This is a genomic window from Winogradskyella sp. A2 (genome assembly GCF_046762865.1).
In the GTDB taxonomy this organism is placed as follows: Bacteria; Bacteroidota; Bacteroidia; order Flavobacteriales; family Flavobacteriaceae; genus Winogradskyella.
In genome coordinates this window covers 432393-454542 of the sequence record NZ_JBKQXM010000002.1, presented here as the reverse complement: position 1 = coordinate 454542, position 22150 = coordinate 432393, and the positions used below count along the sequence as shown (strand labels likewise).

The 22150-nt window shown below is 32.9% G+C and carries 21 protein-coding genes and 1 tRNA gene; 15 read left to right on the top strand and 7 right to left on the bottom strand.

The features are described from left to right. Position 1 precedes the first annotated feature (1 nt). A tRNA-Leu gene (locus ACFWV9_RS05185) sits at positions 2-83 on the bottom strand. Positions 84-227: 144 nt separating this feature from the next. On the opposite strand from ACFWV9_RS05185, the gene ACFWV9_RS05180 reads away from it, so the two are divergent. The 3 genes from ACFWV9_RS05180 to pth all read left to right on the top strand — a co-directional run bounded on the left by ACFWV9_RS05180 (position 228) and on the right by pth (position 2692). Then, a complete protein-coding gene (locus tag ACFWV9_RS05180) occupies positions 228-1166 on the top strand; it encodes a ribose-phosphate pyrophosphokinase (protein WP_411894172.1) in 939 nt (312 codons plus the stop codon). Between the two features lie 155 nt (positions 1167-1321). Then, positions 1322-1984 carry a 50S ribosomal protein L25/general stress protein Ctc gene (locus tag ACFWV9_RS05175; protein ID WP_411894171.1) on the top strand — a complete coding sequence of 221 codons (663 nt, stop codon included), beginning with the start codon at positions 1322-1324 and terminating at the stop codon, positions 1982-1984. Positions 1985-2125: 141 nt separating this feature from the next. Further along, positions 2126-2692, top strand: a complete 567-nt coding sequence (gene pth / locus ACFWV9_RS05170) for an aminoacyl-tRNA hydrolase (protein WP_411894327.1) — start codon at positions 2126-2128, stop codon at positions 2690-2692. A 1-nt stretch (position 2693) separates the two neighbouring features. On the opposite strand, the gene ACFWV9_RS05165 is transcribed toward pth, so the two are convergent. Then, positions 2694-3593: a type IX secretion system membrane protein PorP/SprF gene (locus ACFWV9_RS05165; RefSeq protein ID WP_411894170.1), complete on the bottom strand. Its 900-nt coding sequence runs from the start codon at positions 3591-3593 to the stop codon at positions 2694-2696. 20 nt (positions 3594-3613) lie between these two features. Further along, complete coding sequence (locus ACFWV9_RS05160) at positions 3614-6325, bottom strand: thrombospondin type 3 repeat-containing protein (RefSeq protein WP_411894169.1); 2712 nt, start codon at positions 6323-6325, stop codon at positions 3614-3616. A gap of 102 nt (positions 6326-6427) precedes the next feature. On the opposite strand from ACFWV9_RS05160, the gene ACFWV9_RS05155 reads away from it, so the two are divergent. The 12 genes from ACFWV9_RS05155 to ACFWV9_RS05100 all read left to right on the top strand — a co-directional run bounded on the left by ACFWV9_RS05155 (position 6428) and on the right by ACFWV9_RS05100 (position 17536). Further along, positions 6428-7336, top strand: a complete 909-nt coding sequence (locus ACFWV9_RS05155; RefSeq protein ID WP_411894168.1) for a bifunctional riboflavin kinase/FAD synthetase — start codon at positions 6428-6430, stop codon at positions 7334-7336. Then, the gene (locus ACFWV9_RS05150) at positions 7329-8636 is read left to right on the top strand and encodes an HTTM domain-containing protein (RefSeq protein ID WP_411894167.1); all 1308 of its coding nucleotides are present in this window, start codon (positions 7329-7331) and stop codon (positions 8634-8636) included. The genes ACFWV9_RS05155 and ACFWV9_RS05150 overlap by 8 nt, the downstream gene beginning before the upstream one ends. A gap of 90 nt (positions 8637-8726) precedes the next feature. Then, the gene (gene serS / locus ACFWV9_RS05145) at positions 8727-9998 is read left to right on the top strand and encodes a serine--tRNA ligase (protein ID WP_411894166.1); all 1272 of its coding nucleotides are present in this window, start codon (positions 8727-8729) and stop codon (positions 9996-9998) included. 391 nt (positions 9999-10389) lie between these two features. Then, positions 10390-12174, top strand: coding sequence for a tetratricopeptide repeat protein (locus ACFWV9_RS05140; protein ID WP_411894165.1), 1785 nt, complete (start codon positions 10390-10392; stop codon positions 12172-12174). Positions 12175-12227: 53 nt separating this feature from the next. Continuing rightward, the gene (locus ACFWV9_RS05135; protein WP_411894164.1) at positions 12228-12551 is read left to right on the top strand and encodes a DUF4286 family protein; all 324 of its coding nucleotides are present in this window, start codon (positions 12228-12230) and stop codon (positions 12549-12551) included. Between the two features lie 12 nt (positions 12552-12563). Further along, on the top strand, positions 12564-13352 hold the full coding sequence (gene rsmA / locus ACFWV9_RS05130; protein ID WP_411894163.1) for a 16S rRNA (adenine(1518)-N(6)/adenine(1519)-N(6))-dimethyltransferase RsmA: 789 nt from the start codon (positions 12564-12566) through the stop codon (positions 13350-13352). 35 nt (positions 13353-13387) lie between these two features. Next, positions 13388-14758, top strand: a complete 1371-nt coding sequence (gene mgtE / locus ACFWV9_RS05125; RefSeq protein WP_411894162.1) for a magnesium transporter — start codon at positions 13388-13390, stop codon at positions 14756-14758. 27 nt (positions 14759-14785) lie between these two features. Then, entirely contained in the window at positions 14786-15151 is a 366-nt protein-coding gene (locus tag ACFWV9_RS05120; RefSeq protein WP_411894161.1) for a cupin domain-containing protein, read from the top strand. Continuing rightward, positions 15148-16125, top strand: coding sequence for a 2-hydroxyacid dehydrogenase (locus ACFWV9_RS05115; RefSeq protein WP_411894160.1), 978 nt, complete (start codon positions 15148-15150; stop codon positions 16123-16125). Before ACFWV9_RS05120 ends, ACFWV9_RS05115 begins: the two co-directional genes overlap by 4 nt. 27 nt (positions 16126-16152) lie before the next feature. Continuing rightward, on the top strand, positions 16153-16608 hold the full coding sequence (locus ACFWV9_RS05110) for a DUF1801 domain-containing protein (protein ID WP_411894159.1): 456 nt from the start codon (positions 16153-16155) through the stop codon (positions 16606-16608). A 4-nt stretch (positions 16609-16612) separates the two neighbouring features. Beyond that, on the top strand, positions 16613-16999 hold the full coding sequence (locus ACFWV9_RS05105) for a VOC family protein (protein WP_411894158.1): 387 nt from the start codon (positions 16613-16615) through the stop codon (positions 16997-16999). A gap of 57 nt (positions 17000-17056) precedes the next feature. Next, complete coding sequence (locus ACFWV9_RS05100; RefSeq protein ID WP_411894157.1) at positions 17057-17536, top strand: YtxH domain-containing protein; 480 nt, start codon at positions 17057-17059, stop codon at positions 17534-17536. Positions 17537-17570: 34 nt separating this feature from the next. Here ACFWV9_RS05100 and ACFWV9_RS05095 read toward each other — a convergent pair whose 3' ends face one another. From ACFWV9_RS05095 to ACFWV9_RS05080, 4 genes are read right to left on the bottom strand one after another with little or no spacing between them, the layout of a single operon-like run. Beyond that, positions 17571-18581: a carboxypeptidase-like regulatory domain-containing protein gene (locus ACFWV9_RS05095; protein ID WP_411894156.1), complete on the bottom strand. Its 1011-nt coding sequence runs from the start codon at positions 18579-18581 to the stop codon at positions 17571-17573. After that, a complete protein-coding gene (locus ACFWV9_RS05090) occupies positions 18571-20382 on the bottom strand; it encodes a GNAT family N-acyltransferase (RefSeq protein WP_411894326.1) in 1812 nt (603 codons plus the stop codon). The genes ACFWV9_RS05095 and ACFWV9_RS05090 overlap by 11 nt, the downstream gene beginning before the upstream one ends. 38 nt (positions 20383-20420) lie before the next feature. Further along, entirely contained in the window at positions 20421-21671 is a 1251-nt protein-coding gene (locus ACFWV9_RS05085; protein WP_411894155.1) for an aspartate kinase, read from the bottom strand. After that, a complete protein-coding gene (locus tag ACFWV9_RS05080) occupies positions 21671-22147 on the bottom strand; it encodes an N-acetyltransferase family protein (protein WP_411894154.1) in 477 nt (158 codons plus the stop codon). The genes ACFWV9_RS05085 and ACFWV9_RS05080 overlap by 1 nt, the downstream gene beginning before the upstream one ends. Positions 22148-22150 lie beyond the last annotated feature (3 nt).

The window sequence follows — 22150 nt, the reverse complement described above, 5'->3', positions numbered from 1 at the left end:
GTACTCAAGGTGGGAATCGAACCCACACTCCCGAAGGAACTGGATTTTGAATCCAGCGCGTCTACCAATTCCGCCACTTGAGCAAAAACGGAATGCAAAAATAAAAAATATTTCCTCTGAGTCAATAAAAAAGGCTAGGTATTATACTTCTTCGAGTAAATTATTTTCCTAAATTTGGGCTTTGCTAAATAACCCTTATTAATTAACTCTATTATTTCCAATTTGATATGCCATTCGCAACTGAAGCCAAAATTTTTACATGCTCACAAAGTAGATACCTCGCAGAAGAAATTGCAAAAGCCTATGGTGTAAAATTAGGTAATGTTATTACCTCAACCTACAGTGATGGAGAATTTCAACCTTCTTATGAAGAATCCATAAGAGGAACACGCATTTTTATCATTGGCTCAACACATCCTGGTCCTCAAAACTTAATGGAAATGCTTTTAATGATCGATGCGGCCAAACGTGCATCAGCTAGGCATATTACTGCCGTTATGCCATATTTTGGTTGGGCAAGACAGGATAGAAAAGACAAACCACGAGTGCCAATTGCAGCTAAATTAGTTGCAAAAATGTTGGAAGCTGCAGGAGCTACGCGTATTATAACAATGGATTTGCATGCAGATCAAATTCAAGGGTTTTTTGAAAAACCAGTGGACCACTTATTTGCATCGACCATATTTTTACCTTACCTAAGAAGTTTAAACCTAGATAATCTTACAATTGCTTCACCTGATATGGGAGGTTCTAAACGTGCCTATACTTACTCAAAAGCATTACAAAGTGATGTTGTAATTTGTTATAAACAACGAGCAAAAGCCAATGTTATATCTCACATGGAATTAATTGGTGACGTAACTGGCAAGAATGTTGTTTTAGTTGATGATATGGTTGATACTGCTGGAACCTTAACCAAGGCTGCAGATCTTATGATGGAGAGAGGCGCCTTAAGTGTTAGAGCAATTTGTACACATCCAATTTTATCTGGTGGTGCTTATGAAAAGTTAGAAAATTCTGCATTAGAAGAACTTATTGTAACAGATTCAATTCCGCTTAAAAATAGTAGTAAAAAACTCAAAGTTTTAACGTGCGCTAATCTATTTGCTGAGGTTATGAATAACGTTCATAATAACCAATCCATTAGTAATAAATTTGTTCTTTAAACAGTTTTAGAAAATTTTATAGATAAACCTTGTTTTTGTCTTTAAATATTTCACCCTAAAAAAAGAAGGTAAACTCTAGTATTTCAACAATATATTCTTAAATTTGCACCCCTTTTTAAAGGGAAATAAATATTATTAATAAACAATTTCAAAAAATGAAATCAATTACAATCAATGGATCTCAAAGAGAAAGCGTAGGCAAAAAGTCAACAAAAGCCTTACGTAATGCTGGTCAGGTTCCTTGCGTATTATACGGAGGAGACAAGCCACTACATTTCTCTGCACCAGAATTGGCTTTCTCAAAGTTAGTGTATACTCCAGATGCGCATACTGTTGTGATTGCCCTAGATGGCGGTGAATCGTTTAATGCTGTTATGCAAGACATTCAATTTCACCCGGTTACAGACAGAATTCTACATGTAGACTTCTATCAAATTTTCGATAACAAGGAAATCACTATGGAAATTCCTGTAAAAACAGTAGGAACTTCTTTAGGTGTTTTAAATGGTGGTAACTTAAGAAGACCTTACCGTAAGTTAAGAGTTAAGGCAATTCCATCTAAATTACCAGACTTTATAGAATTAGATATTACACCACTAAAAATTGGAAGTAAATTATATATCCACGAATTAACGAATGACGATTATAAACTATTACACCCAGATAACACAGTTGTTTGTCAGGTGAGACGTAGTAGATTGGCAGTTGTAGATGAAGTGGAAGAAGATGAAGAAGAAGGAACTGCTGAAGAAGGAGCAACTGCTGAAGCTGGTGCTGAAGCAAGTACAGATGCACCTGCAACTGAAGCTCAAGAGTAGTTTTTACTTAACTAGATATTTTAAAAAAGCATTCTTATACAGAATGCTTTTTTATTTTTGCATAAACACGAATAGATGTGGGAGAAAATAAAAAATTGGCTTGGTTTTGATAGTAGTATTGAAAAAGATGAAGAAGTAACAATGAAAAAGTACTTAGTTATTGGTCTAGGTAATATTGGTGATAAATATGCTAATACCAGACACAATATCGGATTTAAAATATTAGACTTTTTAGCTAAAAAAGAAGGATTGTCATTCGAGACTGTTAAGCTTGGTGATATGACAACTTTTAAATTAAAAGGTAGAACTATATTTTTATTTAAACCAAGTACTTATATGAATCTTAGTGGTAAGGCCGTTAAGTATTGGCTCACTAAGGAAAAAATCCCAATGGAAAATCTACTTGTCGTTACTGATGATTTAAATATCCCCTTTGGAACACTTAGATTAAAGACTAAAGGAAGTGATGGTGGCCATAATGGGCTAAAAGATATACAAGACAAACTGCAAACGACAAAGTATAACAGATTCCGATTTGGAATAAGTGATAGTTTTAATAAAGGCAGACAAGTAGACTATGTCTTGGGAGAATGGGATGAGGAAGAAAATTCTAGACTAGATGAACGTCTTAACATCTCAGTAGACTTAATTAAGTCATTTGTTTTGGCAGGTGTTAATAATACCATGAATGAATATAATGGGAAATAAATTAATCTTGTTTCTTAAAATAAAATCTTAGGAATAGCTCATGTGTTCCATTACTGTTATTTGAGATTTCATTTCTTGTTGAACCTTCATAAGCATACCCAACATCTAACCAATCTAAGGCATTTACCATCAATAAACCACCAAATGCCTCGTCAGTACGATAGGCTACTCCTACTTCAAATTTATCATTAAACCTAAAGGCACCTGTTAAGTCAACAGAAATTGGAGAACCACCAACGTATCTTATCATTGTAGATGGCCTAAACTCGGTATTATCACTAATAGTAAAATTGTAACCTCCAGATAAATATATATGTGCTTCTTGTGTGGCTTGTGTTATTCTCCCTTCTGACTCATCTATTCTTTTACTCGATAATATTCGTGGAACAGAAAGTGAAACAAAATATTTATAATGCATTAAATAAGCACCAGCACCAAAGTTTGGTCTAAACCCACTATCAATATTTCCAATAACCGGATCATCTTGCAAACCATAATTATTGAGATCTCCCTTGTCAATATTATAGGTACTTCCACCAGCCTTTAATCCTAAGAACAAATTCGCCTCTCTAGAAATCTGTAATTTATAAGAAAAGTCAATATTAAAGCTTGTTTGGCTTTCAACAAATACTTTATCACTTACTAAAGATAAACCGAGACCTATTTTATCATTCATGGTGCGTGAGTAAAAGAAACTTTGAGTTTCTGGTGAACCTTCAATATTTACCCATTGATTTCTGTAGTTCGTAGTTAAATTATCACTACCATCAGCACCAGCATATGCAGGGTTAAGAACATTCATTGTATATCTATACAACATGTAATTTGGTTCTTGTTGAGCATGTATTGACTCAATTAAAAGAATTGTAATTGTTATTAAAATGATTTTATATAGTCTCATTGTGTTCAATTTAAATACTCTTAAAATGTTAAGTAAATCCACCCTGTTAACATTACAGTCCCATCGCCATTTTGGTCTACCTGATAATAATATGAACCTGTTGGAAGCGTGTTGCCACTGTATGTTCCGTTCCAATCATTATTATATCCTATAGTGCTAAAAACTTCTTTTCCCCATCTATTAAATACTTTGATAATAGCATTAGGATATCTATCAGCATTGAGTATTGTCCAAGTATCATTTATTCCATCACCATTCGGTGTAAGAACATCATAAACTATCATACTATCACAGGCATCACCTATGCCGTTATTATTTACATCTAATTGATCAGGATTAAAATCTAATGGACAATTGTCTTCTGTATCAAATACGGAATCATTATCATCATCGTCATCACAAATGTCACCTATGCCATCCATGTCATTATCTTCTTGATTCACATTTGGTGTAAGTGGGCAATTATCTACATTATTTAATATGCCATCACCATCTGAATCATCATCACACTCATCACCAATTCCATCATTGTCAATATCGGCCTGACTTGTATTTGCAACATCCACACAATTATCTACATCATTTAGTACGCTATCTCCATCGATATCATCATCACATACATCACCTATACCATCGTTATCTAAATCTGCCTGGTCGACATTTGCTATTTCCGGGCAGTTATCTATTGAATTAGGAATTGTATCTCCATCAATATCGTCAAGGATTCTTATCGTAAAATCCGTAGAATTAATAGCATAAAAAATATTGTTACTCGCTTCTACCTTTATTCTTGCATTTGTTACCTCAGCACCCAGACTTGGAACCGTAATAACTTGAGAGCCATCATTAGCTGTGTTTGAAACTAGACTAATTGGATAAGTAAAACCACCGTCTATAGATAGTAAAATATTAACATTAGATGTATTTACAGCACCTGAATCTGTGCCTGCTATGTCCCAAGTTATAGTTTGGTCAGAATCTACGTCCCAAGACTCATTCGTAGTTTGTGATGTTATAGTAAAAGGTCCGGCAGAATTGTCTACTGTAACGGTCATAGTATCAAAATCACTCTGTGGTGTTTGCCCTATTCCGTTTGCTTCACTTCGATCTCTAACAGTAAGTGCAAAATTTAATGTTCTTGAAACGTTTGACACGGTTTCCCATGAGGTATTACCTACCGTTTCAACAGGGAATTGCTCGGTTAATTGACCAGAAATTACGCGCTCAATAATTGGCATAAAACGGTCTGGTGTAATACTTGGTGGCCTTGACCTCCAAACTGCACCAGATAATTTGTTGGGACCAAAATTACCAGAGGTTGTTACACCATTATCTATTTGTTCCCAAGTATAAGTTAGGATATCTCCAACATCCGCATCTGTAGCATCTCCTTTTAAAACAAATGCTGTCCCAATAGGAATTGTAAAATTATTACCTGCGTTAGCCACTGGAGGATTATTGCTTATTGCAGTACCTACCCAACAAGTTCTTGATTGTAAATTCGCTAGAATTTGAAGAATACTGAAGTAATGAAAATACGGATCCGAATGGTCTTGAATATCATTTGGACCAGTGATCCCGGCATAGCCCATAATAGTTGTACCACTTCCTGGTTCTACATTAACACCAGTTCCTTCGCTACTAAATGACCACGTATGGTTTGCTCCCATTTGGTGACCAATTTCATGAGGCACATAATCAATATCAAAGAAATCCGACATATATGGCCCACCATCATTATCTAAAAACGAATGGGATGAAAACCCAGAACCTTTAGCTGCATCTACACAGACACAACCTATACAACCTGCACTTCCATTATTACCGCCAAAATGAAATAAATGGCCTACGTCATAGTTGGCCTCACCAACTATATTGGTTAAGGTGTTTTGCACTTCGCTATTAAAGTTTCCATTATAAGGATCTGTAGCTGTATCGGTAAAAATTACTTCTGTACCAGTTACTAATGTAAACGTTACAGCCATATCTACTTCAAACACTTCGTTAGACCGATTTAATGTTGAAACTACCTGTGCTAAAGCATCTTGAGATGCATCTCCATTACCTGCATTTCCATCATCCCAAAACCCAGTGTATTCCGCAGTGGTAGAAATTGCAATCCTAAATGTTCTAAGGGTCTGATCATTTGCATCTCTATTCGTTAAATTGGAGGTATCGATTGGGAAAAATTCATCTCGCGTAATGCAATCGAAATCTTTTATGTTTTCTTTTCTTACTTCTCTAGTATAATTGATATAATCTGAATTATTTGAGCGAGAATGTGGTACTGTAAAACTATTAGGTACACCTGGGCTAGAAATCATAGTTTGCAAGCCTAGAGGTGTAATACTAAAACGAGCACGAGTACCTGGGTTTTCATTACTAAATCCTAAATAGGTCTTTATTTTAGGATATAATTGATATAATTCCTCTGATAAAACTGGTGCTTCAACAACTCTAAATTGTTCAAGTTTACCATCAGCATTTGGTAAATAAATTGTGGTGGTGGATTGTCTGCTAATTGCACTACGTAATGGTGCGCTTGCTAATTGGTTTTTTAATTCATCAATATTTAATCTAAAGGTTTGATAGAATTTTTGGTTGAGTTGGGGATTGCCATCATTAATCAAATCTGTTCTTTTGGTTTCTTCCCAATAACTTTGTTGAGCAAAAACTGAAAATACACATAAAAACATGGATAATGACAAAACAAAATGTAGCTTTGTTTTCATAAGTGTTTGTGTAGAGAATTAAAATTTCTCGAATTTATTATTTTTTAAACAAACGATTAGTAGAATATCCTAAAAATATCAAAACCTCATAATTCACAGAGATTGACTTCAAAATCAGCAAAAGTAACAACCATTGGCACTTTCGATGGTATTCATATTGGGCATCAGAAGATATTGAAGAAAGTAGTGAAACTTGCTGACAAACAAGGCTACATACCTATTGTTTTAACCTTGTTTCCACATCCTAGAATGGTACTTCAAAAAGATGATACCATTAAATTACTAAACACAATTGATGAGCGCATTGACATTTTAAAATCTTATGGTATTGCAGATGTGGTTGTAAAAGAATTCACTATGGAGTTTGCTAACTTTACTGCCAAAGAATATGTGAAGAGCATCCTAATTGACGAATTAAATACCAAACAAATAGTTGTAGGATATGATCACCATTTTGGTAAAAACAGAAGCGCTAATATTGAAGATTTAAAGGAATTTGCTAAGGCTTATAATTTTAAGATTGAAGAAATTTCAGCACAAGACATTAAGGATGTTACTGTTAGTTCTACTAAAATCAGAAATGCATTAAATGACGGTAATGTTTCCTTATCAAACAGTTATTTAGGTTATAATTATTTCATTACTGGTGAGGTAGTAAAAGGTAGAGGTTTAGGGCGTAAATTAGATTTCCCAACAGCTAATATTTACATAAAAGAATCATACAAACTCATACCAAGGGATGGTGTTTATATTGTAAAATCGCGATACAACAATAACAGTATATTCGGAATGATGAATATTGGTACTAACCCTACTATTAGTGATAAAGGTAGATCCATTGAAGTTCATTTCTTTGACTTTAACCATGACATATACAATCAAAATTTGAAAATTGAATTTATTAAGCGATTACGCAGTGAGCAAAAATTCAAAAATATTGAAGCCCTTAAATCTCAACTTAACGTAGATAAAAAAAATGCCTTAGATTACATTAAAAAGATGAATGAATAAGTTTCTATTCAGGCATATTGATAATTCTGGACTTGTCGTCTTCCGTATTTTCTTTGGGTTATTGTGCTTCTTAGAATCCGTTGGTGCTGTTTTTACAGGATGGGTAAAACGTACGCTCGTTGAACCGGAATTGACGTTTTCATTTATTGGTTTTGAATGGTTACAGCCTCTGCCAGGTAATTGGATGTATGTCTATTACATAGTAATGGGAATTTTTGGACTACTCATTATGGTTGGCTACAAATATAGATTTAGCATGCTCATGTTTGCTGTAATGTGGACATCAACCTATTTGATGCAAAAATCATCTTATAATAATCATTATTACTTGCTGTTTATACTGAGCTTTGTAATGGTATTGATGCCTGCACATCGTTATGCCTCCATAGATGTAAAAATAAAACCATCCTTAAGGCAGATTTCCATGCCTGCTTGGTGTAAATGGATTTTTGTTATTCAACTATTTATACTATACACTTATGCCTCAATTGCAAAATTATACCCGGATTGGTTAGATACTTCTGTTATAGAATTACTCATGAGAGGTAAGGCCAATTATCCAATTATAGGAGAGTTCCTTCAACAGAAACCAATACATTATTTTATTGCATATGGTGGTATTTTGTTTGATGGTCTTATAATTCCATTACTACTATTTAAACCAACACGGCGAATAGCTTTTTTTGCATCCATATTTTTCCATTTGTTCAATTCTATTGTATTTCAAATTGGAATTTTTCCTTATTTATCATTAGCATTTAGTTTGTTCTTTTTTAGTCCAGAAACGATTAAAAATATCTTTTTAAAGAATAAACCGCTTTATAAGGAAGGTAAAGTCCTTATCCCTAAATACGGCAATGTTATAGTTTGTTTATTTATAGTCTATTTTACCATTCACATTGCATTACCTGTAAGACATCATTTTTTTAAAGACGATGTTTTATGGACAGAGGAAGGTCATAGACTCTCATGGCGAATGATGTTAAGAGCAAAGAGTGGAAAAGCCAACTATAAAATTATTGATACAGAGACAAAAGAGATAATACCTGTTAAGTTAGAAGACTATTTATCTAAAAAACAAATAAACAGTGCTAGCACAAAACCAGACGTTATTTGGCAATTTGCACAACACCTAAAAGGAGATTTCGCTAAACAAGGTAAAAGTGTCGAAGTATATGTAAGAACATACATTAGAGTGAATGGTCATCCATCAAAACTACTGATTGACCCAAATGTTGATTTGGCAAATGAGCAATGGCATCCTTTTAAACATCACGATTGGATAATGCCTTCAAATTAGGTTTAGTTTTGTTTTTATCTGGTTAAAATCTTTTTACTTTTGTCTTTCATTTTTTAGTATGCTAAACAGCATAATTTCAAATTTATAGATATGTTACAAGTTGCGTTTATTAGAGCTAATAAAGAAGACATTATAAATCGTTTACAAAAGCGAAATATAGATGCTTCAGAGATGGTAAATAATGCCATATTATTAGATGAAGAGCGAAGAGCATTGCAAACTAAATTAGACAATATTAAGGCAGAGTCTAATACCATATCTAAAGAAATAGGACTTCTATTTAAATCTGGCGAAGCACAAAAAGCAAATGTTTTAAAAGAAAAAACAACGCAACTAAAAGAGGATACAAAAACGCTAGAGCAGGAATTAAATGATAAAATTGAGACACTCAATACCCTATTATATACAATACCAAATGTTCCTAATATCGTTGTCCCATCTGGTAATACAGAGGAGGATAATGAAGAAGTTTATAAAGAAGGTGATGTGCCTAAATTGTTTGATGGTGCATTACCACATTGGGAGCTAGCAAAGAAATATGATATCATAGATTTTGAACTTGGTAATAAAATTACTGGTGCAGGTTTTCCTGTGTATAAAGGTAAAGGAGCAAAATTACAACGTGCACTCATCACTTATTTCTTAGACAAAAATACAGAAGCTGGATATACAGAATACCAAGTACCTCATTTGGTTAATGAAGCTTCAGGATTTGGCACTGGTCAATTACCTGATAAAGAAGGACAAATGTACCATATAACAGCAGATAATCTATATTTAATACCTACGGCTGAAGTTCCAGCAACTAATATTTTTAGAAATACCATTTTATCGGAAAGTGATTTACCTATTTGTGTTACAAGCTATACACCTTGTTTTAGGAGAGAAGCCGGAAGTTATGGTGCACATGTTAGAGGATTAAATAGATTACATCAATTTGATAAAGTAGAAATTCTCAGAGTTGAACACCCTAACAATTCTTATAATGCACTTGATGGCATGGTAGAACATGTAAAAGGAATTTTAAAAGAACTAAAATTACCTTATAGAATATTGCGCCTATGTGGTGGTGATTTAGGATTTACCTCAGCTTTAACTTATGATTTTGAAGTATTTTCTACTGCACAAGATCGTTGGTTAGAAATTTCTTCTGTTTCAAATTTTGAAACTTTCCAGGCAAATCGTTTAAAATTACGATTTAAAAACAATGAAGGTAAAAATGAATTATGCCATACCTTAAATGGAAGTTCACTTGCCTTGCCTAGAGTTTTAGCCGGAATTTTAGAAAATTATCAGACTGAAAATGGCATTAAAATCCCCAAAGTATTGGTACCATATACAGGGTTTGACATCATTTCGTAATGCCTTTTCAACCCTTTAAAAAGCATATTTTGTTAAAAAAACATGTTTTTTATCGATTTATTATGTATTTCTTCGTTTATTTTATTTATTTTCGTCATGTTAGTAATCCAAATCGATAACTGACCTAAAAATGAAAAACATAAAACGACTCGTTTTACTCGCGACTTTAGTTGTTATGGTAAGCAAAGTTTTGTTTTAATACTAAAATTATTATTAAAATAATAGTAAAGAAACCAAGACAAAGTAATTGAATCATATTTATAACGAATAATGATTAATAGCACATTTATTTTGCTGGTCAAAATGCCTAAACGTTAAGTTTAGGCATTTTTTTATAATAACATTTACAATATGTGGAATGCCCATTTGTTATATTTACAAAAAGAATTGTATGCGCAAAATCCTTTTAACAATAGTACTACTTCTCGGACTTCATTTTGGAAATGCCCAAAACAATGAAATTCTAGCAGATAGTTATTATAAAAAAGGAGAGTTTAAAAAAGCGCTAATTATATATCAAAACCTCCTAAAAGAAAAACCATACAGTTATAATTACATCTTCAAAGTAGTTGACACCCATCAGCAACTAGAGCAATTTGATATTGCCCAAGATATACTTGTACAAAGGTTGGCCAAAAGAAGAAATCCTACACTTATTGTAGAGTTAGGTTATAATTATCAACTTAGAGATAGTTTAGACAAGGCAAAGACACTATACGATGAAGCAATAGCATCTATAGACGAAAAACCAAATTACATTTATAGTATTGCTAGAAAATTTGAAGAACATTCACTATTAGATGAAGCTATTGAAATATACCACAAGGCTAAAGAATTAACTCCAGATAAAGATTATAGTATTCAACTTGCCAGAATTTATGGAGATCAAGGTAACGTTGAAAAGATGTTTGAAAATTATATTGAATACATTGACTACAAGCCAAATTATCTTAACAACATAAAACGTGCTGTAAACGATTTTATCTCTGAGAATAAGGACAATGAAAATAATGTTTTTTTAAGACGGCAACTCTTAAAAAAAATACAGCAAAATCCTAGTCCATATTGGTATGAAATGCTCAGTTGGTTATACGTGCAAGAAAAGGCATATGCTAAATCTTTTGTCCAGGAAAAGGCCCTTTATAAACGTAATCCAGAAAGTTTAGATCGCATCGTTGAACTTGCTATTACTGCACTTAACGATAATGATGATGAAACTACAAAGGATATTTTCAATTATATACTCAATACAACTCAAGATGCAAGTACAGCACTCACAGCTCATCAATATATCTTAGAAATTGATTCTAAGAACGCTGATAAAAAATCACTTATCCGAATCGATGAGAAATATAATGAGCTTTTTCAAACTTTTGGGCTTTCAGAGTTAACCTTATCTCTACAATTAGCTTATGGAGAGTTTCTGGCTTTCTATCAAAAAGACACAGATGCTGCCACTAAATTTCTTAGAAAAAGTATGAGATTGAATATAAGTGAGTTTCAAGAAGCCACTGTAAAATTGTTGCTGGCTGATATTTTGGTGCTTCAAGAAAAATTCAATGAAGCGCTCATTTTTTATTCGCAAATTCAAGCTAATTTAAAAAATAGTACAATATCACAAGAGGCTAGATTTAAAGTAGCCAAGACTAGTTATTATAAAGGTGATTTTGATTGGGCAGAATCTCAATTGAAAATTCTAAAATCATCTACTTCTCAATTAATAGCCAATGATGCATTAGATCTTAAGCTTCTAATTTCTGACAATAAATATGAAGACAGTACAAGAACAGCATTAAAATTATATGCTAAGGCAGATCTTTACATATTTCAAAATAAAACTGATAAAGCAATTTCAATCTTAGATAAAATATTAGAAGAACACAAAGGTGAAAGTATAATAGATCAAGCCTTATACCAACAAGCCAAATTATATGAGAAAAAGAAGCTTTACAATAAAGCAGAAACCAATTATCTACTAATAATTAAAGACTATAGGGAAGATATTCTAATGGATGATGCTTTGTACCATTTAGCAGAGCTTTATAATACATATCTTGCCAAACCAGATGATGCAAAAGCCAATTTTGAACGGATAATTTTTGAGCACGAAGACAGTATCTACTTCATTGATGCTAGGAAGAAATTTAGAATGTTAAGAGGTGATCCTATAAATTAGGTGTATATCATTACTTTTACCAAATACTATTCGCGTACTAAAAACTAATTTCAATGATAATATATAATGTCACTGTAAATATTGATGATTCTGTGCATTCAGAATGGCTGGGTTGGATAAAAGAACACATTCCGCAGGTACTGGCAACAGGAAAGTTTACAGAGGCCAAACTTTCCAAGGTTTTGGTTGAAGAGGAAATGGGAGGACAAACTTATTCCATACAATATAAGGCACATAATAGAGAAGCTCTAAATCAATATTATCAGCAAGACGCAGAAAGATTAAGACAAGATGGGCTGAAACGTTTTGCAGATAAAATGTTGGCATTCAGAACAGAGTTAGAAATTATTGACGAGTATTCCGTTAACTTTAAATAAGCACAACATATTTTGGCAAATCAAAATCAAGTTAGGGCAAAAAAACATTTAGGCCAGCATTTTTTAAGGGACGAAAATATTGCTAGAAAAATTGCTGATACACTATCTTTGAATGGTTATCACGATGTTTTAGAGATCGGTCCAGGAATGGGTGTTCTCACAAAATACTTGCTTAAAAAAAACATTACTACACACGTAATAGAAATAGATTCAGAATCTATTGATTATTTAAAAAACCACTTTCTCAATTTAGCGGATAGAATTTATGAAAAGGATTTTTTAAAATATGATTTGAAAGAGATTTTCAAGGATAAGCCATTCGCTATTATTGGTAATTTCCCGTACAACATATCGTCACAAATCGTTTTTAAGACTTTAGAAATGCGCAATCAAATACCTGAATTTTCAGGAATGTTTCAGAAGGAAGTTGCACAACGTATTTGTTCTAAAGAAGGATCAAAAGTATATGGTATACTTTCAGTTTTAACACAAGCATTCTATGATGCAGAATATTTATTTACAGTTTCACCTACGGTATTTAATCCTCCACCAAAAGTAGATTCTGGAGTATTGTTGTTAAAGCGAAAAGAAAACTACCACTTACCATGTGATGAAAAATTATTTTTTCGTGTTGTTAAGACAGGTTTTCAGCAACGAAGAAAAACACTTCGCAATAGCTTAAAAATTTTCAATCTTTCAGATAATTTAAAAGCAAATGCTATCTTTGGGCTGCGGCCAGAACAATTAGGAGTTTCAGATTTTATTAAACTGACGAGCTTAATTGAAAATGACGACAACTAAAACGCAAAGTCTTAGTTTATTTACCTTAAATTCTAGTGGAAGAAATTCAAGATAACATACAATTTCAGCTCACAGATGAGCTTATTGAAAATGTTGAGATCCTTGTTGAAAATCAAAACGACAAGGAACTTGTTAAATTACTCAATGAGTTTCACTATGCTGATATTGCAGAAATTCTAGACGAGTTAAATCTTGATGATTCTGTATACCTCATAAAACTGCTCGACTCGGAGACAACTTCAGATATTCTTACCGAGTTAGATGAAGATACCAGAGAGAAAGTTTTGAAAAATCTATCCGCTAAAGAAATTGCGGAAGAAGTAGAGGAATTAGATACAGATGATGCTGCAGATATCATTGCTGAACTTCCTGAGGATCGTCAAGAAGAGGTTATATCTAAAATTGAAGATGAAGAGCATAGAGAAGAAATTACCGAGTTATTAAAATATGAAGATGATACTGCGGGTAGTTTAATGGCTAAAGAACTAGTAAAAGTATATGAAACGTGGACTGTTGCCGGTTGTCTAAGACGTATTAGGGGGCAGGCGAAAGAAGTTACGCGTGTACATTCCATCTATGTTGTTAATAAGGAAGAAAAACTTATTGGGCGATTATCACTAAAAGATTTAATTGTTGCCAAAAACGATCAGAAAATTGCTGATATAGCGAAGGAAAATGTAGATTCTGTTAATGTAATTGAAGATGTAGAAGATGTCGCCAAGATTATGGCAAAATATGATCTTGAAGCTATTCCTGTTGTTGATGATTCACAAACGCTTTTGGGAAGAATTACAATTGATGATATTGTAGATGTACTTAAAGAGGAAGCAGAAAAAGACTATCAATTGGCAGCTGGTATTACCCAAGATGTAGATTCTGATGACAGTATTTTAGAACTCACAAAAGCACGCTTACCTTGGTTATTTTTAGGCCTCCTAGGAGGTATTGGAGCTTTTGTAATTATGGAGGGTTTTCAAGAAGCATTTAACCAATATGCGGTATTATTTTTCTTTACACCATTAATTGCAGCTATGGCAGGTAACGTTGGTGTGCAATCTAGCGCAATCATTGTACAAGGATTAGCAAATGACGACATTAAAGGGAGTATAAACGGTAGACTTTTAAAAGAGATGTCCTTGGCTACATTAAATGGTGTTATTTTGGCCGTATTCCTATTCTTATTTGTTTGGTTATATATTGGCGAATTAGACAAGGCTATTGCAATTTCTGTTTCTTTAGTTGCAGTTATTATTATAGCTGGTTTAATAGGTACATTTGTTCCCTTATTCTTAAATAAAAGAGGCATAGATCCTGCCATAGCCACTGGTCCATTTATCACTACAAGTAATGATATATTAGGTATACTTTTATATTTCTGGATAGCAAAATTGATTTTGGGTATCTAAACGAATTTGCTTTCGTAACTTTAGAGCATGAAAGCAATAAACATCAAAGAAAAATTTTCGAAATTCAATAAAAACTGGCATCCACATCAAATTGCGGTGGTTGATGATATGCAAGTGATTTTAGCGAAATTAAAAGGTGAATTTGTGTGGCACAGTCACGAACATGAGGACGAACTTTTTCAAGTGATTAAAGGAACATTGCACATGCATTTTCGTAATCGAGTTGAAGTGGTTAAAGAAGGCGAAGTTATTGTCGTGCCAAAAGGTATTGAACACAATCCTAAAACCATAGACAATGAGGAAGTGCATGTATTGCTATTCGAAAAAATTTCAACAGCACATACAGGGAATGTTCAGCATGAAAAAACACAAACGGAATACCCAAAGATTTGAAAATACTTCATATTGATAGCAACCATGAACTCTTAATAAATCAGCTTAACGATTTAGGCTTTACTAATCATGAAGATTATTTATCTACCAAAAAGGAAATAGAATCTAAAATTTCAGATTATGATGGTATAATCATTCGAAGTCGATTTTCTATTGATAAGCAATTTTTAGACAAAGCAACAAAGCTCAAATTTATCGGTCGTGTTGGTGCAGGATTAGAGAATATAGATTGTGACTACGCTGAAGAAAAGAATATTTATCTGGTATCAGCTCCGGAGGGAAACCGAAATGCTGTTGGCGAACATGCTTTAGGTATGCTACTGTCCTTATTTAATAATTTGAATAAGGCAGATGATGAGGTAAGACAAGGGAAATGGCTCAGGGAAAAAAATCGAGGTGTTGAACTAGATGGAAAGACGGTTGGACTAATAGGTTACGGGAATATGGGTAAAGCCTTTGCTAAAAAACTAAAAGGTTTTGATGTTAATGTCTTATGCCATGATATAAAACCAAATGTTGGTGACGAAAACTGTGAGCAAGTTAGCCTAGAACTACTTAAAGAGCAGTCTGATGTTTTAAGTTTACATACACCTCAAACTCCTTTGACAGTCAATATGGTGAATTCTAAATTCATCAATGATTTTAAAAAACCGTTTTGGTTAATAAATACGGCTCGAGGTAAAAGCGTAGTGACTGAAGATTTAGTTGATGCCTTAGAATCGGGTAAAATTTTAGGTGCTGGTTTAGATGTATTAGAATATGAGAAATCTTCATTTGAAAACTTGTTTAAAGTAGACCAGCCAAAATTTAGGTTGATGCGAAAAAATAAAAAAACCAATCTACCTGAAGCCTTTCAGTACCTCATTAATGCGGATAATGTTTTACTAACACCTCACGTTGCTGGTTGGACTATTGAAAGCAATATAAAACTCGCTCAAACTATTGTAGACAAAATCAAAACTAAATTTTGTTAACTTAGATGTTGCTAAATCAATCTCATTATGCAATCTGAAGCAACATCACCCGAAGAATACATTAGCCAGTTACCTGATGAAAGAAAAGAACCCATAACAAAACTGCACAACCTTATAAAGGACAATATGCCTAAAGGTCTAGAATCTGGAATGAGCTATGGAATGTTAGCATACTTTGTGCCTAAATCTATTTATCCAGCAGGATATCATTGCAAACCTTTTCCGCCACTACCATTTCTAAATTTGGCATCGCAAAAAAACTTTATTGCGTTTTACCATATGGGTATGTATGCAAAAAAAGAATTGTACAATTGGTTTGTCACAGAATACCCTAAGCATTGCAAATACAAGTTAGATATGGGTAAAAGTTGTGTGAGATTTAAAAAAATTGAAGACATCCCCTATAAATTAATTGAAGAGTTACTAGGCAAAATGTCTGTTGATGAATGGATAGATATTTATGAAACGTCTATAAAAAAATAATCATATGAAAAAACGAGTTACAGGTATTGGCGGTTTATTTTTTAAAACAAAAGACGCAAAAGCTTCAAAAGATTGGTATCGAAAACACTTAGGATTTAATACTGATGATTATGGTTGCACCTTTTGGTGGAAGGATAAAGAAGGAAACGATTGCTCTACACAATGGAGTCCTTTTAAAGATGATACGGATTACTTTAAACCTTCTGAAAAACCATTTATGTTTAATTACAGAGTTGAAGATCTAGAGGCACTTTTAAAGATTTTAAAAGAAGAAGGTGTAACAATTGTAGGTGATATGCAGACATATGATTATGGGAAGTTTGCCTGGGTTTTAGATAATGAGAACAATAAAATTGAATTGTGGGAGCCAATTGACTCTGCTTTTCAATAAAAAGACTTCTTTTTTTACTAATTTTAATAGAACTATTAATCATTAAAAAAAATAAAAATGTCAGACGATAATAAGGATTTAAAGGACGACCTAGACGATATGATAGGTGACGCCAAAGAAAGTGCCAAAAAAGCTGGAGATAAAATAAGTCAAAAAGCAAGTGAATTGGCTGATGACGCTAAAGAGTTAGCCGGTGATGCAAAAGAAAAAGCGGCTGAGTTTGCTGATGATGCTAAGGAAGTTTTAAGTGACGGAAAGAATATTGCAATTATTGCTCATCTTACGATAATTGGATGGGTTATTGCCTTAGTAATGAACAGCAATAATAAAACTGAAATCGGATCATTCTATATTAGACAAATGCTAGGTTTTTTAATTATTGCATTTGTATCATCATGGGTGCCTATTCTTAATCTAATAGTATTTATAGTTCTTTTTATTGCTTGGTTAATGAGTCTTATAGGAGCATTTGGTGGTGAGAAGAAAACAACATTCCTTCTAGGAAATCAATTTCAAGATTGGTTTAAATCACTATAAATAAATAAAAACCCAGATTTTGAAACTGGGTTTTTTATTTTTCCAATCCAAAATCAGACGGTAAAGTATCACCTAACCGTTGGTCACCTAAATAACCCGTAAAGTAAACTCCGATAATTGGAGCATAGTTACCATAAGCATCTATAAAAACTCGATCTGTCTTAAGCTCCATGGTAGATTGCCTGGTTTTTTTGTAAAGTATAGTTACCTTTGTTTTTAGATGTAATTCTTTAATACCTAGCATGTCGCTATCCAAAATATTAATGAAATCCCACGCCTCAACTTCCTTTCTATCATTGAATATTTGATATCCATTGTTTAATAAGTCTTCTTTATATAAGGCTCTAATAAAATGCTGTACAGAACCTCTATAAACCCTATTTCTGTTTCTGTTAACTCTACCATTTTTTTTATCAGCAAGATCCTTGTAAAAGGATGTCCCAATATATGTTACCGAATTTAAAACAAAGGATTGGTCCTCAAAATCTAAATCTCTATAACTAGCTTCAAAATCAATAATATCAAACTCTATTTGATACTGAAGTGCCTTATTCTTAACTTTTATTGGAACCTCAGAACTTGCATACAATGTTTTATTTTCCCCATCATAATAAAGTATCAAATTTTCCTCATTTAAGATTCTGCAAGAATTTGCAAATCTAGATGTACCAAGAAATTCTTTCCTAAATAGTTTTAGCTTTTGTTGTCTTGTTAATGCATCATCAAAATTTACAAAGACTTCATCAAGGGTATTTGTAGCGGCTTCAAGTTCAATTTTAATATATTCTTTGGTTCTATAATTTGAGATCAATACTTTTTGGTACCCCAAAAAGGAGATTACCAAGTTTGATTGTACCGCATCATTATAGGTTATAGAAAATTCACCATTTTCATCTGTTGTAGTGCCTATTGTAGTATGGTCAAAATAAACAGACGCAGTTTCTAATGGTTCGCGTGTAACTTTGTCAATTACCTTACCGGTAAGTGTTTGAGAAAACACAAAAGTTGGAATTAATAATAAAAATAGCACTAGTCTATTTGTCATGGTTATCCATGAATTTCTGTTCTAACTCAGCTTGAAATTCTTCCATTACAGGTCTTACAGTACTTTCTGGCAGATCTGCAATTTTAATGTACATTAAACCATCTACTGCATTATTAAAAAGCGGATCTACATTGAATGCTACCAATTTTGCGTTCTGTTTTATATACTTCTTTAATAATACAGGAAGTCGCAAAGCACCAGGTTCTACCTCGTCTATTATCTTATCGAACTTATTCAAATCTGCTTCGGTGGCATCAAAAACAAAATCTTTATCGGCATCCTTCAATTTCACTTTAAATTCTTTCTTAGGATGAACATATTGTGCTACATACGGATCATAATAATGAGATTTCATAAACTCAATCATTAAACTTTTAGAAAAGTTTGAAAATTGATTACTGATACTAACACCTCCAATTAAATATTTATGTTCTGGATAACGTAACGTTGTATGCACTATACCTTTCCACAATAGAAATAATGGCATCGGTTTTTGTTGGTATTCCTTTATAATGAAAGCTCTGCCCATTTCAATGGACTGACTCATCATTTTGTATAATTCTGGTTCAAAACGGAATAAATCCTGGAGATAAAAGCCATCGATACCAAAACGTTCAAAAATCTTTGATCCAAGTCCCATTCTGTATGCACCAGCAATAACATTTTTATCGTTATCCCATAAGAACATATGGTGATAATAAGTATCAAAAGTATCCAAGTCTATAGCCTCATTTGTTCCTTCACCAACTTCCCTAAAGGTAATTTCTCTTAACCTACCTATTTCACGAAGTATATTAGGGATATCTCTTGCTGAAGCTAAATAAACTTCATAATTTTTACTTTGTAATAACCTGCAATCGTTCTTCTTTAAGGTGTTTACTTCTTTAATCATTACAGCAGAATCAATTGGAGTAACAATTCGTTTTGGAAGCTTAGGGACTTTAACTGTAGATTTAATATTATCTAAAATCTTTGGTTTGTCTTCAAATGTTTTTGAAAGCATATAAGTTTTACGTCTCATAAACTCTGAAAACTCACTTAAACTTTCGTGCTCTTTCTGGTCTTTTACAGATATAGGTTTACCTACCCTAACCTTGATAACTCGACGTTTTTGAGTCAGTAATTCAGAAGGAAGTTTAGCAGTTCGTAAAGTGTCACTTATTTTAGAAAGCCTGTAAAATAGCCTACTGTTTTTAGCATGAAAATAAATAGGTACTACAGGCACTTCTGCTTTTTGTATTAATTTCATAGCCGCTTCTTCCCATGGTTTGTCAACTACCAACTTCCCATCTCTGTAGGTTGAAACTTCACCTGCCGGAAATACACCAAGTGGACTTCCCTCTCTCAAATGAAGAATGGCATTTTTAAAGCCCGAAACACTACTCTTTGCATCCTTTCTATCTTCAAAAGGATTAACCGGCATTATGTAAGGTTTCAATGGTTCTATTCTATGTAATAGAAAATTCGCGATAATTTTAAAATCATCGCGTTGCTCTAACATTAGCTTTAATAACAAAATACCGTCAATACCTCCTAAAGGGTGATTAGAAATTGTAATAAATGGTCCTTCCTTAGGAAGCCGTTTCATGTCCTCCTCAGGAATTTCAAATTTAATTTGAAACTCATCCAAAATACCGTCTAAAAATTCGAGGTTACTAAGATGTTTATTCCGTTTATATATTCTATTGAGAGTAGATATTTTTAGGACTTTCATTAAAATCCATCCGAAAAAAGTTCCTATAAAACCATATTTATCAGCATTAATCGCTTTGGCTACTTCCTTAGCGGTTACTAATCCCATTTCGGTTGACTTACCCATAAAACAAATGTAATAACTATTTATTTAGTGACAATTTGTACTGTCTGCTGTGTTAATTGTTTCAGTAAAACTGTTTTACCGTTCTCTAATTCCCTTATTGCGTCATTGTTATAATGTCTGATAGTATAAAGACTCACATTATCATAACTCGTTACTTTAAATTTAGCCTTTAAATGTTGTAATAGTTTTTCAAGGTTACCGTATATATTATCTATACATACGGAAAAACTTATAGCTGAATTTTGAATGACATCTACTTTCATTTTATAGAGATGTAACAAATTGAAAATGTCACTGATATTTTCTTCAACTATATAAGAGAAATCTAAAGAAGATAACGAAATTAGTATTTGATTTTTCTTTACAATAAAACAAGGAATGTCAGGATCTAGTGCTTTTCCCTTGCTAACCATAGTTCCATTATTCTTTGGATTTAAAAACGATTTTACATACAAAGGAATTTCTTTTCTCTGTAATGGTTGTAACGTCTTAGGGTGGATAACTGATGCTCCATAAAAAGCAAGTTCAATTGCCTCCCTATAAGAAATTTGATGTAACAATTGAGCATTTTCAAAATATCTAGGATCAGCATTTAAAACACCTGGAACATCTTTCCATATAGTAACGCTAGTTGCATTTAAACAATATGCAAAAATTGCTGCTGTATAGTCGCTACCTTCTCTACCCAGAGTGGTCGTAAAATTATTTGCATCACTACCCAAAAATCCTTGAGTAATATTAAGTTTTGAGATATTGAATTTTGACGAAATATTAGCTTGGGTAGTTTCCCAGTTTACATTTGCCCTTCGGTAATAATTATCTGTTTTTATAAATTCTCTAACATCTATCCATTGGTTTATTAGACCAATTTCATTCAGATAATGACTAATAATTGTTGTAGAGACTAATTCACCAAAACCAATAGTTTGATCGTAAACAAAATTGTAATCTGGTGATTTATTATTCTTAAAAAACAGAGTCAATTCATCAAATAATGATTTTACTACACTAAAAACATTGTGACGATCATTTTCAAATAATTCTAAGAGAATTTCATTGTGAAATTTAATAACATCGTGAATAGCACTTTGCAATTCAGATTTATTTTCAAAATAATTTTTCACAACCAACTCTAATGCATTGGTAGTTTTACCCATGGCAGAAACTACAACAAGCGTATTATCATAACCTATCGTATTTAATACCTTTGCAAGGTTTTTAATTCCTTCTGCATCTTTAACAGAAGCACCGCCAAATTTATAAACTCGCATTATAAATCGTTTAAATAATTATCGATTGCCTCTTTATCTAGTTGAACAACGTCCCAATCACGCATTATTTTTGCGCCTTTGCTTTCGTAAAACTTTATAGCTGGCTCATTCCAATCCAAAACCTCCCAACTCACACGTTTTACCCCAAGACTTTTAGCATATTTTACTACTTCATCCAATAAAACGGTACCAAGACCTAATCCTCTGCAAGCCTCACTTACAATAAGGTCCTCTAAATGTATAACTTCACCTTTCCATGTTGAATACCTTGGATATACAAGGGCAATTCCCTCGACCCTGTTCTCAACTTCAACAACAAAACATGTAAACTTTGGAACTAAACCAAACCCATCATTTTCTAAGTCTTTTATGGAAACCTCAACAGCATTTGGTTCCTTTTCAAATATTGCCAATTCATTGATGAGTTCTAAAACTCTTGGCATATCTTTAATGGTTGCTAATCTTGGTTGGTGCATACA

Coding starts and splice junctions, on each gene's coding strand:
- ACFWV9_RS05080 (WP_411894154.1), bottom strand. CDS start 22,147: ATGCACCAACCAAGATTAGCAACCATTAAAGATATGCCAAGAGTTTTA.
- ACFWV9_RS05090 (WP_411894326.1), bottom strand. CDS start 20,382: ATGGGATTAGTAACCGCTAAGGAAGTAGCCAAAGCGATTAATGCTGAT.
- ACFWV9_RS05165 (WP_411894170.1), bottom strand. CDS start 3,593: ATGAGACTATATAAAATCATTTTAATAACAATTACAATTCTTTTAATT.
- ACFWV9_RS05105 (WP_411894158.1), top strand. CDS start 16,613: ATGAAAAAACGAGTTACAGGTATTGGCGGTTTATTTTTTAAAACAAAA.
- ACFWV9_RS05110 (WP_411894159.1), top strand. CDS start 16,153: ATGCAATCTGAAGCAACATCACCCGAAGAATACATTAGCCAGTTACCT.
- ACFWV9_RS05135 (WP_411894164.1), top strand. CDS start 12,228: ATGATAATATATAATGTCACTGTAAATATTGATGATTCTGTGCATTCA.
- ACFWV9_RS05095 (WP_411894156.1), bottom strand. CDS start 18,581: ATGACAAATAGACTAGTGCTATTTTTATTATTAATTCCAACTTTTGTG.
- ACFWV9_RS05180 (WP_411894172.1), top strand. CDS start 228: ATGCCATTCGCAACTGAAGCCAAAATTTTTACATGCTCACAAAGTAGA.
- serS (WP_411894166.1), top strand. CDS start 8,727: ATGTTACAAGTTGCGTTTATTAGAGCTAATAAAGAAGACATTATAAAT.
- ACFWV9_RS05085 (WP_411894155.1), bottom strand. CDS start 21,671: ATGCGAGTTTATAAATTTGGCGGTGCTTCTGTTAAAGATGCAGAAGGA.
- ACFWV9_RS05175 (WP_411894171.1), top strand. CDS start 1,322: ATGAAATCAATTACAATCAATGGATCTCAAAGAGAAAGCGTAGGCAAA.
- ACFWV9_RS05150 (WP_411894167.1), top strand. CDS start 7,329: ATGAATAAGTTTCTATTCAGGCATATTGATAATTCTGGACTTGTCGTC.
- ACFWV9_RS05100 (WP_411894157.1), top strand. CDS start 17,057: ATGTCAGACGATAATAAGGATTTAAAGGACGACCTAGACGATATGATA.
- ACFWV9_RS05120 (WP_411894161.1), top strand. CDS start 14,786: ATGAAAGCAATAAACATCAAAGAAAAATTTTCGAAATTCAATAAAAAC.
- ACFWV9_RS05140 (WP_411894165.1), top strand. CDS start 10,390: ATGCGCAAAATCCTTTTAACAATAGTACTACTTCTCGGACTTCATTTT.
- ACFWV9_RS05160 (WP_411894169.1), bottom strand. CDS start 6,325: ATGAAAACAAAGCTACATTTTGTTTTGTCATTATCCATGTTTTTATGT.
- pth (WP_411894327.1), top strand. CDS start 2,126: ATGAAAAAGTACTTAGTTATTGGTCTAGGTAATATTGGTGATAAATAT.